15 protein-coding genes are annotated in these 16,191 nt (G+C 65.4%); 12 read left to right on the top strand and 3 right to left on the bottom strand.

From position 1 onward, the window contains the following. Window positions 1–2: 2 nt before the first annotated feature. Window positions 3–596 carry a hypothetical protein gene (locus AXZ77_RS10965; RefSeq protein ID WP_141536261.1) on the top strand — a complete coding sequence of 198 codons (594 nt, stop codon included), beginning with the start codon at window positions 3–5 and terminating at the stop codon, window positions 594–596. A 186-nt stretch (window positions 597–782) separates the two neighbouring features. Here AXZ77_RS10965 and AXZ77_RS10960 read toward each other — a convergent pair whose 3' ends face one another. The 3 genes from AXZ77_RS10960 to AXZ77_RS10950 all read right to left on the bottom strand — a co-directional run bounded on the left by AXZ77_RS10960 (window position 783) and on the right by AXZ77_RS10950 (window position 5,510). After that, a complete protein-coding gene (locus AXZ77_RS10960) occupies window positions 783–2,087 on the bottom strand; it encodes an HlyD family type I secretion periplasmic adaptor subunit (RefSeq protein WP_098411181.1) in 1,305 nt (434 codons plus the stop codon). After that, on the bottom strand, window positions 2,084–3,781 hold the full coding sequence (locus tag AXZ77_RS10955; RefSeq protein ID WP_098411180.1) for a type I secretion system permease/ATPase: 1,698 nt from the start codon (window positions 3,779–3,781) through the stop codon (window positions 2,084–2,086). Before AXZ77_RS10955 ends, AXZ77_RS10960 begins: the two co-directional genes overlap by 4 nt. 163 nt (window positions 3,782–3,944) lie before the next feature. Next, window positions 3,945–5,510, bottom strand: coding sequence for an NAD(P)H-hydrate dehydratase (locus AXZ77_RS10950; RefSeq protein WP_098411179.1), 1,566 nt, complete (start codon window positions 5,508–5,510; stop codon window positions 3,945–3,947). A 186-nt stretch (window positions 5,511–5,696) separates the two neighbouring features. On the opposite strand from AXZ77_RS10950, the gene AXZ77_RS10945 reads away from it, so the two are divergent. The 11 genes from AXZ77_RS10945 to mltG all read left to right on the top strand — a co-directional run bounded on the left by AXZ77_RS10945 (window position 5,697) and on the right by mltG (window position 16,077). Continuing rightward, window positions 5,697–6,035, top strand: a complete 339-nt coding sequence (locus tag AXZ77_RS10945) for a P-II family nitrogen regulator (RefSeq protein WP_075775041.1) — start codon at window positions 5,697–5,699, stop codon at window positions 6,033–6,035. Between the two features lie 71 nt (window positions 6,036–6,106). Then, window positions 6,107–7,513: a type I glutamate--ammonia ligase gene (glnA, locus tag AXZ77_RS10940; RefSeq protein ID WP_098411178.1), complete on the top strand. Its 1,407-nt coding sequence runs from the start codon at window positions 6,107–6,109 to the stop codon at window positions 7,511–7,513. A gap of 280 nt (window positions 7,514–7,793) precedes the next feature. Beyond that, window positions 7,794–8,225 carry a glyoxalase superfamily protein gene (locus AXZ77_RS10935; protein ID WP_141536260.1) on the top strand — a complete coding sequence of 144 codons (432 nt, stop codon included), beginning with the start codon at window positions 7,794–7,796 and terminating at the stop codon, window positions 8,223–8,225. Window positions 8,226–8,306: 81 nt separating this feature from the next. Continuing rightward, window positions 8,307–8,861, top strand: a complete 555-nt coding sequence (locus tag AXZ77_RS10930; RefSeq protein ID WP_098411176.1) for a sugar O-acetyltransferase — start codon at window positions 8,307–8,309, stop codon at window positions 8,859–8,861. A gap of 79 nt (window positions 8,862–8,940) precedes the next feature. Next, window positions 8,941–9,870, top strand: coding sequence for an ACP S-malonyltransferase (gene fabD / locus AXZ77_RS10925; protein WP_098411175.1), 930 nt, complete (start codon window positions 8,941–8,943; stop codon window positions 9,868–9,870). A 220-nt stretch (window positions 9,871–10,090) separates the two neighbouring features. After that, complete coding sequence (gene fabG, locus AXZ77_RS10920; protein WP_078571083.1) at window positions 10,091–10,828, top strand: 3-oxoacyl-[acyl-carrier-protein] reductase; 738 nt, start codon at window positions 10,091–10,093, stop codon at window positions 10,826–10,828. 254 nt (window positions 10,829–11,082) lie between these two features. Continuing rightward, entirely contained in the window at window positions 11,083–11,316 is a 234-nt protein-coding gene (locus tag AXZ77_RS10915; RefSeq protein WP_075775036.1) for an acyl carrier protein, read from the top strand. Between the two features lie 106 nt (window positions 11,317–11,422). Further along, window positions 11,423–11,995, top strand: coding sequence for an RNA 2',3'-cyclic phosphodiesterase (gene thpR, locus AXZ77_RS10910; protein WP_098411174.1), 573 nt, complete (start codon window positions 11,423–11,425; stop codon window positions 11,993–11,995). Window positions 11,996–12,192: 197 nt separating this feature from the next. Continuing rightward, window positions 12,193–13,527 carry a GGDEF domain-containing protein gene (locus tag AXZ77_RS10905; protein WP_176536021.1) on the top strand — a complete coding sequence of 445 codons (1,335 nt, stop codon included), beginning with the start codon at window positions 12,193–12,195 and terminating at the stop codon, window positions 13,525–13,527. A gap of 121 nt (window positions 13,528–13,648) precedes the next feature. Beyond that, on the top strand, window positions 13,649–14,911 hold the full coding sequence (fabF, locus tag AXZ77_RS10900; RefSeq protein WP_098411172.1) for a beta-ketoacyl-ACP synthase II: 1,263 nt from the start codon (window positions 13,649–13,651) through the stop codon (window positions 14,909–14,911). Beyond that, window positions 14,911–16,077, top strand: a complete 1,167-nt coding sequence (mltG, locus tag AXZ77_RS10895; RefSeq protein WP_098411171.1) for an endolytic transglycosylase MltG — start codon at window positions 14,911–14,913, stop codon at window positions 16,075–16,077. Before fabF ends, mltG begins: the two co-directional genes overlap by 1 nt. Window positions 16,078–16,191: the final 114 nt, after the last annotated feature.

Genomic DNA, 16,191 nt, shown 5'->3' with positions numbered 1-16,191 from the left:
TGATGAAAAACCAAGTGAAATACCTCGTTCTGGCTGGCGTAATTGCGGGTCTCGCAGGCTGTGGCGGCAGCAGCAGCTCGACGCCCGCCGTCAGGGACTACGCGACGCTCGTCTCCGAGGCGCAGCAGATGGCTCTGGATACGGGTGTCATCGACACCAACACCGGCGCGATTGATCCCAACGCCACTGCTCTGACCACGTTGCCCACGAATGGTTCGGGCACCTATACCGGCTATGTGTCGGGCTCGGCCAATGGCGGCGAGTTGATCGGGGAACTCACCCTGACCGCAGATCTGGCCACGCCGCAGATCAGCGGGTCGGCAGCGAACTTCCAGCATGAGACAGACGGGGCCTATTCGGGCTCGATGACGATGCCGAATGTGCCCATCTCGACCAACTTGGCGGGCGAGCAGGAGTTCGCGGGCCAGCTGAGCGGGGATCTGGATAATGGCGGGTCGACCTACGCAACCGTCATTGGCATGACCGGGCATTTCTACGACGGCGACAATGGGGTGAACACGATCGCGGGCGATACCACGACGACGATTGATCTCGTTCCGCAGCCTGAACCCGGTGTGTTCATCGCGACCCAATGATCCCGGGGCGATGAACTGGTTGACTGGGGGGAGGAAGGCCCGGCGGAGCGATCCGCCGGGCCTTTTTCATTCGGCTGCCTCGGCGCAGCAATCTGTCCCCGATCACGAAAACGGCCCGGCGAGGTATCCGCCGGGCCGTTCATCTTGATCGTTTGGGACGCTGCCTAGGGTAGGCTAGATGCCCCCTCATTCCCCCCGGAAGGCGCGGTTGAAATAGATCGTCAACGGCTGGGTCAGGTAGGACAGCGGCGTGCGCGCATCGGTCTTGAGGAAGGCCTCCACCGGCATGCCGGGCATCAGCTTGACCTCGGGCAGGGCGGCCAGCGCTTCCGGGTCGGGCTCCACCGTCGCCTCGTAATAGGTCTCGCGGTTCGCCTCGTCGGTCTGCACGTCGGGCGAGACCCGCAGCACCTCGGCCGGGATCGCGGGCGTGGTGCGGCGATTGAAGGTCGAGAATTGCAGCGAGACCTGCTGGCCGGAATAGACCTGATCGATGCTCGTCGGATCGACGCGGACCGAGACGTAAAGCGGCTGATCGCTGGGCACGAGGAACATCATCGGCTGGGCGGGCTGGATGACCGATTGCAGCGCGAAGACCTGCGAGCCGAACACCACGCCATCGACCGGCGCGCGCACGTCGAGCCGCGCGAGCTTCTCGCGCAGGGTGGTCTCGCGTTCGACCAGCGAAATCTCGTTATATTGCAGGTCGCGCAGCTGGGTGATCGCGGCCTCGCGGCGATCTTCGGACAGGCCCACCACCTCGATCTCGAGCGAGGAGATCCGCACGCGGGCCTCCGCGATGACCGAGTTCAGCCGCCCGATCTCGCCGGTCAGCTTGGCGTGTTCGCGCTGAGTGGCGAGGACGCGCGAGGCTTCCATCAGCTTGCGCTCATAGAGGCTTTGCTTGTCCTCCAGCTCCTGCGACACGAGGTCGAGCTGCTCCATCAGCGAGACGCGCTGCGCCTCGACGCCTTCGATCTGCTTTTCGATCTGCTGCTGTTGTTCGCGCAGCTGGTTGATCTTCTTGGCCATCGTCGCCTGACGCGCGGCAAAGAGGTTGCTCTGGCCCTCGCGTTGCTGGGCGACCTGTTCGGGATCGAGCATCGGGAAGTCGGGCAATACGGTGAAATCGACCTTTGCCAGATCGTCGCGCTCGGCGGCCAGCCGGGCCTTGCGCACCGCGATCTCCAGAAGCTGCGCCTGCACGATCGCGAGCTCCGAGCGCAGGAAGGTCCCGTCGAGGCGCAGCAGCACGTCGCCCGCATGCACCTGATCGCCGTTATGGGCGAGGATTTCGCCCACGACGCCGCCGTCGGGGTGCTGGATCACCTGCCGTTCGCTCTCGACCTTGACCACGCCGCGCGACACGACCGCGCCGTTGATCTTCGCGCCGACGCTCCAGGCGCCCATGCCGCCGACGAGGAGGGTGATCGCGCCGAAGCCTGCGGCGAGCAGAAGTCGGCTATTTGCGAAATCGGAGGATTTGCTCATTTCTCGGCCCTCATCGTCAGAATGCGTTGCACGTCCTGCGCGTTCTTGATCATCGACTGGATGACCTCGTCGCGTGGCCCCTGCGCGGTGATCTGACCGCTTTCGAGGATCACGAGGCGCGAGCAGGCTTTGATCGCGTTGGTGCGGTGGGTCATCAGCACGACCGATTTGCCTTCCTCGGTCATCGCCTTCACCACGGCGTTCAGCGCCTCGGAGCCCTCGGAATCGAGCGCCGAGTTCGGCTCGTCGAGCACCAGAAGCACCGGATCGTTGTAGAGCGCACGGGCCAGACCCAGTCGCTGGCGCTGGCCGCCCGAGAGCTGCGCGTCGCGCGCGCTGATCTGGGTGTCATAGCCCTTGGGCAGTTGCAGGATGATCTCGTGGATATGCGCTTTCTTGGCGGCGGCCACGACCCGCTCGGCATCCGGCGATTGCGCCATCTGCGCGATGTTCTCGGCGATCGTGCCATCGAAGGTCTTCACCACCTGCGGCAGGTAGCCGATGAACTGGCCCAGCCGCTCGGGGCTGTATTGGTCGAGCTTGGCGGCGGCGAGGCGCACCTCGCCCGCGGTGGGCGAGACGAGACCCACCAGCGCCCGCGCCAGCGTCGTCTTGCCCGAGCCGCTCTTGCCGATCACGCCGATGGCTTCACCCGGCGCGACATCGAAGCTGACATTGAACAGGATCGGACGTTCGCCGCGCTTGCGCGAGACCGAGACGCCGCGCACCGAGAGATTGCCGGTCGGGGCGGGCAGTTCGGTCGGTTGGCGCGGTTCGGGCACGGAGCCCAGAAACGCCCGCAGCGAGGCCCAGCCGTTGCGCGCGCGGTGCAGCAGCGTCCATTGGCCCAGCACCTGCTCGACCGGGGCCAGCGCACGGCCCAGCAGGACCGAGCCCGCGATGATCGCGCCCGCCGTCATTTCGTGATTGAGCACCAGCCACGCGCCCACGGCGAGCACCGCCGATTGCAGCAGCATCCGGAAGCCTTTGGAGAAGGCGCCGAACGCGCCGGTCCAGTCGGCCGCGCGCAGCATCTTGCGCTGGCCCTCGGTCTGGGTGTCCTGCCAGCGCGCGCGCATGGTCTCTCCCATGCCCTGCGCCCAGAGGTAATCGGCCCCGTCCTCGACCTGCCGCGCGATTTGGTTGCCCGCGAAAGAGGTGCCCTGCGCCTCGGTCAGGCGAGTCTGGGTGATCCAGTGGTTGAGCAGCGAGGTCACGACCAAAAGCGCACCGCCCGCCAGCGCCAGCCAGCCCAGAAGCGGGTGGAAGATGAAGATCGCGGCGGCGAAGACCGGCGTCCACGGGATGTCCAAGAGCGACAGCAGCACCGGCGAGGCGAAGACGGTCTTCACCGCATCGAGGTCCTGCAACGCGCTCGCGCCCTTGTCGGTGCGCCCGAGCGCTGCGCGCTCCAGCGAGGCGCGGAAGACCCGGTCGGAGAGATTGGCATGAAGCCGTGCCCCGACCCGCGCCATCACGCGGGCGCGGACGAATTCCAGAATGGTGTAGAACAGGTAGAGGAACACCACGAGGCCGAACAGCGCGACCAGCGTCTCTTCAGAGCGCGAACCGATTACCCGGTCATAGACCTGCAGCATGAAAAGCGGCCCGGTCAGCAGCAAAAGATTGGTGAAAAAGCTGAACAGAACAGCCGAGCCGATCAGCCCACGGCTCCCGGAAAAAGCGCGCCGCATTTCCGACCGCGCGCCCGAAGAAGAAAGTCCCACGCCAATACCCCAAAAGTTGCGTTTCCCGTGCTCATTTTCACGACGCGGTGAGGGGTATCATTGATTGATGTCAATTTTGCGCGAGGCAGGTCGAAAAAAGCGATGCGCAGAGCAGGGCGCCCGGGTGGCCTCAGTCCTGCGCCATCAGCGCGCGCAGCACCTGCGGCACCGCTTCGGGCAGGTCTTCGGCGATCAGGCCGGGGCCGAAGTGGCGCGCGGCCTCGACATGGAGCCATGCGGCGGAGGTCGCGGCGTCGAAGGGGGTGAAGCCGCGCGCAAGCAGCCCCGCGATCAACCCCGCCAGCACATCGCCCGCGCCTGCGGTCGCAAGCCACGGGGCCGCGCGGTCCTGCGTTGCCGAATGCAGCGCCACGCGCCCGTCGGGGTCCGCAATCGCGGTATCGGCCCCTTTGAGCAGCACCGTGCAGCCCGCGCGCGCCGCGGCGTCGCGGGTGGCATTCAGCTTGGAATAGGTCGGGTCGTCGCCTGACAGCTTATCGGCCAGATCGGGGAAGAGCCGTTTGAACTCGCCCGGATGCGGGGTCAGCACGCAGGTCGCGTGAAGCTGGCCGAAAAGCACGCTCGGATCGTCGGCAAAAGCGCTGAGCGCATCGGCATCGAGCACCGTCGCCCGATTGCCCCAAAGCGCGGCCGGCACCATCTCCTGCGCGCGGGCCATGCCCAGACCGGGGCCGAGGCAGAGCGCATTGAGACGTTCGTCGCCGAGCATCCCGCGCAAGGAATAGGCGTCGGGCAGGGCGCTCAGCATGATCGCGTCGAGATGGGCGGCATTCTCGGCCAGCGCTTTGGGCGGGCAGGCGAGCGTCACCAGCCCCGCGCCGATCCGCAGCGCCGCCCGCGCCGCCATCCGCGCAGCCCCGCCTTTGCCGGCACCACCCGAGAGCACCAGCGCATGGCCGTGGCTGTATTTGTGCCCCGTCCGCTTCATCAGGAAATGCGACGGGCGGTCGATCAGCTGCGCGGCGCCAGGGATCGCATCTTGCGGCAGGCCGATATCGGTCACGACCAGATGGCCGCGCATCGTCGCACCGCCGCCGGGCGCGTCGGGCCCGTCCGAGGAGTCGAGGTAATGGCCGCATTTCGCGCGGTGGAAGCTGACGGTCAGATCGGCGGGAAAAGCGCCCCCGAGATTGCGGCCGCTATCGGAGGAAATCCCGCTGGGAATATCGACCGCGACAAAGCGCGGGCGCTGCTCCGGCGGGTTGGAGAACAGCCGCGGAGAAATCGCGCGCCATGTCTTCGCGGTGTCCTCGGGCATCGGGCGGGTCAGGCCTGTGCCGAACAGCGCGTCGATCACCAGCCCGCCCTCCATCTCGTCGATCCGGTCCTCGATCGCGGCATCGTCCCAGGGCAGGACCGCGCCGATCTGCGCCCAGCGGTCGTGATTGGTCTGTGCATCGGGGGGCAGGCGGGTCGGGTCGCCATAGGCGTAGCAGGCGATGTTCCAGCCGCGCTCGGCCAGAAGGCGCGCGATCACGTAGCCGTCGCCGCCATTATTGCCCGGACCGCACAGCACCACCGCCTGCGAGGGCCCCGGATCGGGCCAGCGCGAGAAGATCGCCGTGACGACGCTTTCTCCGGCGCGCTCCATCAATTCAAGCCCCGTCACCGCGCCGCTCTCGATCTCGGCGCGTTCGCATTGGCGCATTTGGCTCGCGGTCAGGATTTCGGGCATGGTCCTCAGGTCTTCAAAGGAATCGTTTTCAAACTGCTGCTTTTTTGTGCTACTTGCACGAATTGCGGGCGCGGCTTTCGGAATTCCGATCCCCATTCCGCTCCCGTCCAGCCTAGCCGATTGCGGGGGCTTTGGGAAAGTGGTCTGAGGGGGTCGGAACGAAGACCTGACGGAGGAGTCGGCGGCATGAAAAAGGTGGAGGCGATCATCAAGCCCTTCAAACTCGATGAAGTGAAAGAAGCACTTCAGGAAGTTGGTATTCAGGGCCTTTCGGTGATCGAGGTGAAAGGGTTCGGACGCCAGAAAGGCCATACCGAGCTTTATCGCGGCGCCGAATATGTCGTGGATTTCCTGCCCAAGGTGAAGATCGAGATGGTGCTGCCCGACGACCTCGTCGATGCCGCCATCGAAGCGATCACGAACGCCGCGCGCACCGAGAAGATCGGCGACGGCAAGATCTTCGTCTCTCCGATGGAGCAGGCGATCCGTATCCGCACCGGCGAGTCGGGCGACGACGCGCTGTAACTTCCGCCATTCCCGACGGGCCCCGTTGCGGGTCCGGGGATAACCCAAGCTCAACGAAAGGGTAATGTGACATGAGCATCAAGGACGCTCTTAAACTGATGAAGGACGAAGACGTCGAATACGTCGACGTTCGCTTCACCGATCCGCGCGGCAAGCTGCAGCACGTGACGCTGATGCATACCGAGGTCGACGAAGATTTCTTCGAAGAAGGCTTCATGTTCGACGGCTCCTCGATCGCGGGCTGGAAGTCGATCGATCAGTCCGACATGAAACTGATCCCGGACGCGTCCTCGGTCTATATCGACCCCTTCTACGCCGAGAAAACCATGTGCGTGCACTGCACCGTGGTCGAGCCCGACACCGGCGAACCCTATGCCCGCGACCCGCGCGGCACCGCCGAGAAGGCCGAAGCCTATCTCGTCGCCTCGGGCATCGGTGACTCGGCCTTCTTCGGTCCGGAAGCGGAATTCTTCCTCTTCGACGACGTGAAGTTCTCGGTCTCGATGAACAAGGTCTCCTACGAGGTCGACGCGCTCGACGCGGCCTGGAACACCGACACCGATTACGAGATGGGCAACATGGGCCATCGTCCGGGCGTCAAGGGCGGCTACTTCCCGGTCAACCCGGTGGATGACGCGCAGGACCTGCGTTCGGAAATGCTCTCGACCATGAAGCGCATGGGCATGAAGGTCGACAAGCACCACCACGAAGTGGCCTCGTGCCAGCACGAGCTGGGCCTGATCTTCGGGACGCTGACCAAGCAGGCCGACGACATCCAGAAGTACAAATACGTGATCCACAACGTGGCGCACGCCTATGGCAAATCGGCGACCTTCATGCCGAAGCCGATCGCGGGCGACAACGGCACCGGCATGCACGTGAACATGTCGATCTGGAAAGACGGCAAGCCGCTCTTCGCAGGCGACAAATACGCCGACCTGTCGCAGGAAGCGCTGTACTTCATCGGCGGTATCCTGAAGCACGCGAAGACGCTCAACGCCTTCACCAACCCGTCGACCAACTCCTACAAGCGTCTGATCCCGGGCTTCGAGGCTCCGGTTCTGCGCGCGTATTCGGCACGTAACCGTTCGGGCTGTGTCCGTATTCCGTGGGCTGAATCCCCCAAGGCAAAGCGCGTCGAAGCCCGTTTCCCCGATCCGTCGGCGAACCCCTACCTGTGCTTCTCGGCTCTGCTGATGGCTGGCCTCGACGGCATCAAGAACAAGATCGACCCGGGCCCGTCCTCGGACAAGGACCTCTACGATCTGCCGCCGGAAGAACTGGCCGCGATCCCGACCGTTTGCGCCTCGCTGCGTGAAGCGCTGGAATCGCTCGAAGCCGATCACGACTTCCTTCTGGCCGGTGACGTGTTCACCAAGGACCAGATCGAGGGCTACATCGCACTGAAGTGGGAAGAAGTGTACGCGTTCGAGCACACCCCCCACCCGGTGGAATACAAGTACTACTACTCCTGCTAAACGGGAGAGGGACAGTGATAGGAAGGGGCGTCCGGTCGGGCGCCCCTTTCGCTTTGGGTCTGAGATATGGCGCTTTCGCATCGCCCGACGTTGGGTAAGGCCCCGTCCCTTGACAGACTCACCCGCGCCGCCCATCTGTCGGGCCTTGGCTGCCGGATGCCTGCCGCCCGCGGGGTGTGACCCATGGTGAAATCCGGTTCACGATCGCTCTCCATTCTTTCGGGGGCTCTTCGGCAATGCGGGCCCCGAGGCGGTGGATTATCCCCGTGGAGACGAGACGATGACTATGAACACAGTGAAAGACGTGAAGGCGCAGGCGCGCCGTCTGGCCGATGCGATGGCGCGCGCGGGCAATCCCGTTGCGCTGTCGAAAGCCTATGAACTGACCGCGCAGGCGGCGGGTCATGCCGATTGGAACACGATGGTGGCGGCGCTCAAGCGCGCCGAACCCGCGACGGAGGCGCCGGGCTATGCCCTGGGCGATACGGTGCGCGGGCGCTATCTGGGCCATCCGGTGAGCGGGCGCGTCCATGCGCTGCGCCGCAAGGGCGCGACCCATTACGACATCGAGATCGCGCTGGACGAGCCGGTCGATGTGGTTGAAAGCCCGGCCTTTTCCTCGATGCGGCGGCGCGTGCGCGCGACCATCGGCGCGGATGGGCGCTCGATCGGGCGGCGCTCTGACGGGGTCGCGCATCTCGAACTGGACTGAGGGGAAGGGGCGCATCAAGCGCCCCTTTTTCTTTGCGCGCGGCTGGGGCAGGATCATCCGGCGATGGGACGGGGAGGGATCATGCGCTCTGAGAAGGACAAGATGCTGGCGGGCGAGCTGTATCGCGCCGAGGGGCCGGAGATCGAAGCCGATGTGGCGCGTGCGGGCGCATGGATGGACCGGTTCAACGCCACCGTGGCGCATAGCGCCGAGGACTGCCATGCGCTGCTGTCGGAGTTGTTCGCCGAAGTCGGGCAGGGCGCGCGTATCCGCCCGCCCTTTCATTGCGATTACGGCAGCAATATCCGGCTCGGGGCCGGGGTTTTCCTGAATTACGACTGTGTCATTCTCGATGTGGTCGCGGTCACGATCGGCGATCGGACGCAGATCGGGCCGAAGGTGCAGATCCTGACCGCCGATCATCCGCGCGATCTCGAGAGCCGCCGGACGGGGCTGGAATTCGGACGGCCCGTACGGATCGGCGAAGATGTCTGGATCGGCGGCGGCGCGATCATCCTGCCCGGTGTCACGGTGGGCGATGGCGCGATCATCGGCGCGGGTGCGGTGGTGACGCGCGACGTGCCTGCGGGTGCCACGGTCGCGGGCAACCCGGCGCGGATCCTCGGTAAGGCTTGAGCGGGGAGAGGGGCAGCGAACTTGCCCCGCCGCGCCCTTCTCGCTAAGGGAAACCAAAGATCAATCAGGAGGATCAGGCATGAGCCGCGCATTCGTATTCCCCGGTCAGGGCGCACAGGTCATCGGCATGGGCAAGGCATTGGCCGACGCCTACCCCGCGTCGAAAGCGGTGTTCGAAGAGGTCGATGAGGCGCTCGGGCAAAAGCTGAGCACGCTCATCTGGGAAGGCGAGCAGGACGAGTTGACGCTGACCGCCAACGCGCAGCCCGCGCTGATGGCGACCTCGATCGCGGCTTTGCGCGCGCTGGAGGCCGAAGGCTATGCGGTGACTGACGCGGCCTATGTCGCGGGTCACTCGCTGGGCGAATATTCGGCGCTTTGCGCGGCGGGTTCGTTGAGCTTGGCCGATACCGCGCGCCTGCTGCGCGTGCGCGGCGATGCGATGCAATCGGCTGTGCCGGTGGGCGTGGGCGCGATGGCCGCGATCCTCGGCCTCGATTTCGAGGCCGCGTCGAAAGTCGCGGGCGAGGCGGCGCAGGGCGAGGTGTGTCAGGCGGCGAACGATAACGATCCGAGCCAGGTCGTGATCTCGGGCGACAAGGCGGCGGTCGAGCGCGCCACCGTGCTCGCCAAGGAAGCGGGCGCGAAGCGCGCCGTGATGCTGCCGGTCTCCGCCCCGTTCCACTGCGCGCTGATGCAGCCTGCGGCGGATGCGATGGATGCCGCGCTGGCGGGCGTCGAGATCAAGGCGCCGGTCGTGCCGCTGGTCGCCAATGTGCGCGCCGAGGCGGTGAGCGACCCGGCCCTGATCCGCGAGCTGCTGGTCGAGCAGGTCACGGGCTCGGTGCGCTGGCGCGAGAGCGTGGCGTGGATGGCCGGTCAGGGCGTCGATGAGATCTGGGAAATCGGCGCGGGCAAGGCGCTGTCGGGCATGATCCGCCGGATCGCGAAAGAGGTGACCTGCCGCGCGGTCGGCACGCCGGAGGATATCGCCGCGCTGAAGGGCTGAGGGCTGCGCCGGGGGATCCTCCCCCGGACCCCCTGGGATATTTCCGTCAAGAAGAAGCGCAGGCCGACCGGTTCGAAATCGAATTGGTCGGCTTTTTCATGCGTTTGTGATCGCGATGCGCGGCTCCCACGGGCAGCGCAACCATGGCGTGTGGCACTTAGAGTTCCCTAACGGCGCATTCGCTGCTAAGAGAGCGCCAACTTAGATATGAGGTAGCATGATGTTCGATTTGAAAGGCAAACGCGCGCTTGTCACCGGGGCTTCGGGCGGAATCGGCGCCGAGATCGCGCGAGCCCTCCATGCGGGCGGTGCGTCGGTGGCACTGTCGGGCACGCGGGTCGAGCCGCTCGAGGCACTGGCTGCCGAGCTGGGCGAGGGCGCCTATGTCTGCCCCGCGAATCTGAGCGATCCGGAATCGGTCGAGGCGCTGCCGAAAGCGGCGATCGCGGCGATGGGTGGTCTCGACATCCTCGTGAACAATGCCGGCATCACGCGGGATCAGCTGACGATGCGGATGTCGGACGAGGACTGGCAATCGGTGATCGACGTGAACCTGACGGCGGCGTTCCGCCTGATGCGCGCGGTTCTCCGCCCGATGATGAAATCGCGCTGGGGCCGGATCATCAACATCACCTCCGTTGTCGGGCAGACCGGCAATCCCGGTCAGGTGAACTATGCCGCGGCCAAGGCGGGTCTCGTCGGCGCATCGAAATCGCTCGCACAGGAAGTTGCGACGCGCGGCGTGACGGTGAACTGCGTCGCGCCGGGCTTCATCGAGACGCCGATGACGGAAAAGCTCACCGATGCTCAGAAAGACGCGATCCTGTCGGGTATCCCGGCCGGGCGCATGGGCACGCCGGAAGAGATCGCGGCTGCGGTGCGCTACATCGCGAGTCCCGAGGCGGGCTACGTCACCGGTGCGGTGCTGCACGTCAATGGCGGCGGGACAATGGCCTGAGCGCAATGCCGGTCAAATTCTGACTGCGGCTGGCGTGACACAGCTTTGTGACCCAACGGCACTAAGGCGTTTGCTAGGCTAGAGAAACGTCTTGCCATGGCGCATCGCAATCGCTAAGAGCGCAGCAGATGAGCTTGGCGGGTCGCCACAGCTCTGAATTGCGGTCTTCGGGTTGACCCGGGGCGCGCGGGTTGAGACGCTCGTAATCGAGCAAGCATGAACGGGCTACGCCCTATAAACTTTGAGGAATTGACATGAGCGACATCGCTGATCGCGTGAAGAAGATCGTCGTGGAGCATCTCGGCGTGGAAGAGGACAAGGTCACTGAGAGCGCCTCGTTCATCGACGACCTCGGTGCGGACAGCCTCGACACGGTCGAGCTGGTCATGGCCTTCGAAGAAGAGTTCGGCATCGAGATCCCCGATGACGCCGCCGAGAACATTCAGACCGTCGGCGATGCGGTGAAATTCATCTCGGAAGCGCAGTAAGCCTTTTACGGCTGACGCTGAGAGAGAGTTAAGGGCGGCGCTTCGGGGAACCGGAGCGCCGCTTTTCTTTTGCGCAAAGCGCGCGCCTGCGTTCGGGGGAGGGAAGATGCGGAGTTTCGTCGCGATCGAGCTGCCCGAGGCGCATATCGAGGCCATCGAGCGGTTGCAGCAGGCTCTGGGCGCGGGCCGGATTGTGCAGCCCGAGAACCTGCACATGACGCTGGCCTTTCTCGACGAGATCGACGCAGGCCAGCTCGAGGCGCTGGACGAGGGGCTGCGGGTGGTCGACTGGGCGCCCGGGCCGGAGGTGGTGCTGGCGGGGCTGGAGATTTTCGGCAGTGCCGCGCGTCCGGAGGCGCTGGTGCTGGGCGTGCAGGCCGATGCCAACCTTGCACGCTGGCATCGTGCGGTGATGGGCGCTGCGCGGATGGCGGAGATCGACCTGCCGCGGCGCCGGTTTCGTCCGCATGTGACGCTGGCGCGGTTCGGCAAGCGCGCGAGCCCGGGGGAGTTGCTGCGGCTGGGGCGATTCATGGCGGCGCAAGGCGCTGTGAAGCTGCCGGCCTTCGCGCCCGAGCAGGTGGCGTTGGTCCATTCCACGCTGGGACACGGGCCGCCACGGCATGAGGTGTTGATGCGCTATCCGAATGAAAAATTTGTGCAATTCGCAAATACTTGACCGAAAGTGCAATAGCGCCCGCGTGAATGTTAACCCTTCGTTAACGAATTCAGCGTCCTGATAGAGAGGACGCGGGTGCCTAATGCAAAACGTCCTTCTGCCCGCGCAGTTGAGGTCTCGTTATGTCTGTGTTTCGCCGGGCCCGGGTTCTGATCCGTCCTCTTTTGGTTTTCGCCGCAGCGCTTGCGGGGTTGGCTATGCTGGCGCAGGTAGCCACCGCTCTGTCGGGCGAGGACATGGTCGGTCGCGCGCTCACGTCGTGGAACGCGATGGGCGCGTGGACGGCGCTGGCCATTCTGGCGATGGCGGGGGCGATCGCGTTCCGGCGCGAGGCGCCGAATGTGGCGCGCGGGCTGGCGGCGGGAACGCTGCTCCTGTGCCTGTTCTGGAGCGTTGCGGAGGTCTATGACCTGAGCTCAGCGGGGGCGATCGGGGGGAGCGCGGCCGCGCTACTGGGGATCACCGCGGCGGGGTTCTTCGCGCTGGAGGCGGGCGCTTATCTGTTTGGAACGGTTGCCTATCTGACGGTGTTCGGCGGAGCGTTGATGTACCTGCTGTCGCACAGTATCGCGACCAGTCGGCTGGCGGAGGGCGTGTCGATCGGGGCGGCGCTGGCGATCATGTGTCTCGCCTATGCGGGGCTCATCTGCCGCAGCGATCGTGGGGTGATGCGGGTGCTGCTCAACGAGCATGCCTCGGGGCGGCAGGCACGGGCGCAGATGCTTCTGGGGGTCGTCGCGCCCTTCCTGCTGGGCACGTTCTACCTGCTCAACGATCAGGGGAGTCAGGTGCGCGCGGAGCTGCTGTTGCTGGTCGCGACCATCGTGGGGGTGAATATCGGGCTGATCATCCTGATGGCGGTCTCGCTGGAGCGGGTGGATCATGCGCGGCGCAAGGCCGAGCGGGAACTGGTGAACCGGGCGATGCGCGACGGGCTGACGGGGCTGTTCAACCGGGAGATGCTCGGGCGGCGTTTCGCGCAGTATTTCGCGCAAGGAATGCGCGAGCAGGTGCCTTTCACGGCGCTGATGATCGACCTCGACCATTTCAAGCAGATCAACGATCTGGGCGGGCATTCTCTGGGCGATCGCGTTCTCCGCCGGACAGCGCGGGCGATGCGGGCGCAGCTGCGGCTGGAGGATACGATGGCGCGGGTCGGCGGCGAGGAGTTCGCGGTGATCCTGCCGGGGGCGGGGCTGGTCGAGGCGCTCGAAGTGGCGGAGCGGTTGCGCGCCTGTGTGGCGGGGCTGCGTTTCGAGGAGCAGAACGGCGCGGTGCTGCAGGTCACTGTCTCGATCGGGGTGGCCGAATGGGAGCGCGGCGAGGAACTGCGGAGCCTCTATGCGCGCGCCGACGGGGCGCTCTACGCGGCGAAGAATGGCGGGCGCGACCGGGTGCTGCTGGCGCCGCCCACCACTCAGATGCGCTGCACCGCGCTGACGCTGCCGCCGCTGAGCACGGGGCGAGCGCCTACGGCTGTGCCGACGCTCCCGGCACGCCAGACTGAACCGGTTCGCGCCCCGCAACGCTAGCCCCCTCACGCGCCGTCCGTCCTGAACGGTAACCCGCCTGTCGCAATGGGTTATGATTGCGCCTTTGCGCGCCCCCGTGTATCAGGTCTGCCAAGATATTTGGCTGAGAAAGAGGTCGGGCATGCGTCGGGTAGTAGTCACGGGTCTGGGGATGGTCACGCCGCTGGCTTGCGGGGTCGAAGAGACCTGGTCGCGGCTCATCGCGGGTCAGTCGGGGGCGGGGACGATCTCGCGCTTCGATGCGTCCAATGTGACCACGAAATACGCCTGCGAGATTCCGCTGGGCGACGGGTCCGACGGCACGTTCAATGCCGATGACTGGATGGAGCCGAAAGAGCAGCGCAAGGTCGACGATTTCATCCTCTACGGGATGACGGCGGCGACGCAGGCGGTGAAGGATGCGGGCTGGGAGCCCGAGGACGAAGAGAGCCGTCTGCGCACTGGCGTGATGATCGGTTCGGGGATCGGGGGACTCAGCTCGATTGCCGATACCGCCGTTCTGATCAAGGAAAAGGGTGTCCGCCGCGTCAGCCCGTTCTTCATCCCGGGCGCGCTGATCAACCTCGTCTCGGGGCAGGTCTCGATCCGCTTCGGCTTCAAGGGCCCGAACCATGCGGTCGTCACCGCCTGTTCGACCGGCGCGCATGCCATTGGCGATGCCGCGCGTCTGATCATGCTCGGCGATGCCGATGTGATGGTCGCGGGCGGAGCGGAAAGCCCGATCTCGGAGATCGGCATCGCGGGGTTCAACGCCTGTAAGGCGCTGTCCACGAAGCGCGGCAACGAGCCGGAGGCTGCGAGCCGTCCTTGGGATGCCGATCGCGACGGGTTCGTGATGGGCGAGGGCGCGGGCTGCGTCGTGCTGGAGGAATACGAGCACGCCAAGGCGCGCGGCGCGAAGATCTATGCCGAGGTGCTGGGCTATGGCCTGTCGGGCGACGCCTATCACATCACTGCGCCGTCCGAGGATGGCGATGGCGGCTTCCGTGCGATGAAAGCGGCGCTGGAGCGGGCCGATCTGAACCCCGATCAGGTCGATTACATCAACGCGCATGGCACTTCGACCATGGCCGACGTGATCGAGCTGGGCGCGGTGCAGCGCCTGCTGGGCGATGCGGCGAGCAAAGCCACGATGAGCTCGACCAAGTCGTCCGTGGGCCACCTTCTGGGCGCTGCCGGCGCGGTGGAGGCGATCTTCTCGATCCTCGCGATCCGCGACCAGATAGCACCGCCGACGCTGAACCTTGAAAATCCGCCGGAAGAGGCCGTGATCGACCTCGCGCCGAAGGCTGCGGTCAAGCGCAAGATCGACGTCGCGCTGTCCAACAGCTTCGGCTTCGGTGGCACCAATGCGAGCCTCGTGATGGGCAAGGTGGATAGCTGATGTGGCGTAACATCGTCTCGAATTTCCTGACGCTGCTGATCGTCATTCTCGTCGCGCTTGGCGGGTTGGTCGCCTGGGCGAAGAACCAATATGTCGAGCCGGGCCCTCTGGCCGAGGCGATGTGTCTGCGCGTCGCGCCGGGCGAAAGCCTGCAGGGCGTGTCGTCTACTCTGAAAGACAAGGGGGCGATCTCGTCCTCCTATCTGTTCCGCACGGGCGCGCAATATGAGGAAAAGGCCGACAAGCTGAAATTCGGCTCGTATCTGATCGAGCCCAACGCCTCGATGCAGTCCATCGTCGGGCAGATCACCGCGGGCGGTCCGTCGACCTGCGGCTCGGAACTGGTGTTCCGGATCGGGGTGAACGGCAACGAAGTGCTGCTGCGCGAGCTGGACCCGACCACGGGCGATTATCAGAAGGTCGCGGAATACAATCCCGAGAGCGAGAAACCGCCCGAAGGGTTCGAGGACAAGGCCGACCGCGTCGATGTCCGTACCCGCGTGACGGTGGTCGATGGCGTGACCAGCTGGCAGATCGTGCAGGGGCTGCAGGAAGCGAGCTTCCTGTCGGGCAAGATCGACGGGGTGCCGGGCGAAGGCACGCTCGCACCTGACAGCTACGAGGTGACGCGCGGCGCCGACCGGCAGGCGCTGATCGATCTGATGGCCGATCGCCAGTCGAAGATCCTCGCGGATGCCTGGGACGGACGTGCCGAGGGGCTGCCCTATGACAATCCGCAGCAGGCGCTGACCATGGCGTCGATCGTCGAGAAGGAAACCGGTGTGCCGCAAGAGCGCCCGGAAGTGGCGAGCGTCTTCATCAACCGTCTCGAGAAGGGGATGCGGCTGCAGACCGACCCGACGGTGATCTACGGCGTGACCGAAGGCAAGGGCGTGCTGGGCCGCGGTCTGCGCCAGTCCGAGCTGCGCAAGGCGACGCCCTACAACACCTATGTCATCGACGGGCTGCCGCCCGGACCGATCGCGAATCCGGGCAAGGCGGCCATCGAGGCGGCGCTGCATCCCGATTCGACCGACTACCTGTTCTTCGTGGCCGATGGCTCCGGCGGACATGCGTTCTCGAGCACGATCGAGGAGCACAATCGGAACGTAGCGAAGTGGCGCGAGATCGAGAAACAGCGTCAGGAAGATGCGTCAAGCAACTGATAAAGCAGAAAGAACCCCGGTTTGCGCCGGGGTTTTTTCTTGGCCGAATCGCACAACCCAGAATTTAGAGCTTGACTTTCCGAACGCTCTCGGGTAGAGATTTGGCATGCTAGG

It is taken from the genome of Thioclava sp. ES.031 (assembly GCF_002563775.1).
GTDB lineage: Bacteria > Pseudomonadota > Alphaproteobacteria > Rhodobacterales > Rhodobacteraceae > Thioclava.
Note: the sequence above shows the minus strand (reverse complement) of the source record. Positions and strands in the feature narration are given on the sequence as shown.

What these genes read in the sequence shown, in the direction of transcription:
- AXZ77_RS10965 (WP_141536261.1), top strand. Translation starts at nt 3, where the DNA reads ATGAAAAACCAAGTGAAATACCTCGTTCTGGCTGGCGTAATTGCGGGT.
- AXZ77_RS10960 (WP_098411181.1), bottom strand. Translation starts at nt 2,087, where the DNA reads ATGAGCAAATCCTCCGATTTCGCAAATAGCCGACTTCTGCTCGCCGCA.
- AXZ77_RS10955 (WP_098411180.1), bottom strand. Translation starts at nt 3,781, where the DNA reads ATGCGGCGCGCTTTTTCCGGGAGCCGTGGGCTGATCGGCTCGGCTGTT.
- AXZ77_RS10950 (WP_098411179.1), bottom strand. Translation starts at nt 5,510, where the DNA reads ATGCCCGAAATCCTGACCGCGAGCCAAATGCGCCAATGCGAACGCGCC.
- AXZ77_RS10945 (WP_075775041.1), top strand. Translation starts at nt 5,697, where the DNA reads ATGAAAAAGGTGGAGGCGATCATCAAGCCCTTCAAACTCGATGAAGTG.
- glnA (WP_098411178.1), top strand. Translation starts at nt 6,107, where the DNA reads ATGAGCATCAAGGACGCTCTTAAACTGATGAAGGACGAAGACGTCGAA.
- AXZ77_RS10935 (WP_141536260.1), top strand. Translation starts at nt 7,794, where the DNA reads ATGACTATGAACACAGTGAAAGACGTGAAGGCGCAGGCGCGCCGTCTG.
- AXZ77_RS10930 (WP_098411176.1), top strand. Translation starts at nt 8,307, where the DNA reads ATGCGCTCTGAGAAGGACAAGATGCTGGCGGGCGAGCTGTATCGCGCC.
- fabD (WP_098411175.1), top strand. Translation starts at nt 8,941, where the DNA reads ATGAGCCGCGCATTCGTATTCCCCGGTCAGGGCGCACAGGTCATCGGC.
- fabG (WP_078571083.1), top strand. Translation starts at nt 10,091, where the DNA reads ATGTTCGATTTGAAAGGCAAACGCGCGCTTGTCACCGGGGCTTCGGGC.
- AXZ77_RS10915 (WP_075775036.1), top strand. Translation starts at nt 11,083, where the DNA reads ATGAGCGACATCGCTGATCGCGTGAAGAAGATCGTCGTGGAGCATCTC.
- thpR (WP_098411174.1), top strand. Translation starts at nt 11,423, where the DNA reads ATGCGGAGTTTCGTCGCGATCGAGCTGCCCGAGGCGCATATCGAGGCC.
- AXZ77_RS10905 (WP_176536021.1), top strand. Translation starts at nt 12,193, where the DNA reads ATGCTGGCGCAGGTAGCCACCGCTCTGTCGGGCGAGGACATGGTCGGT.
- fabF (WP_098411172.1), top strand. Translation starts at nt 13,649, where the DNA reads ATGCGTCGGGTAGTAGTCACGGGTCTGGGGATGGTCACGCCGCTGGCT.
- mltG (WP_098411171.1), top strand. Translation starts at nt 14,911, where the DNA reads ATGTGGCGTAACATCGTCTCGAATTTCCTGACGCTGCTGATCGTCATT.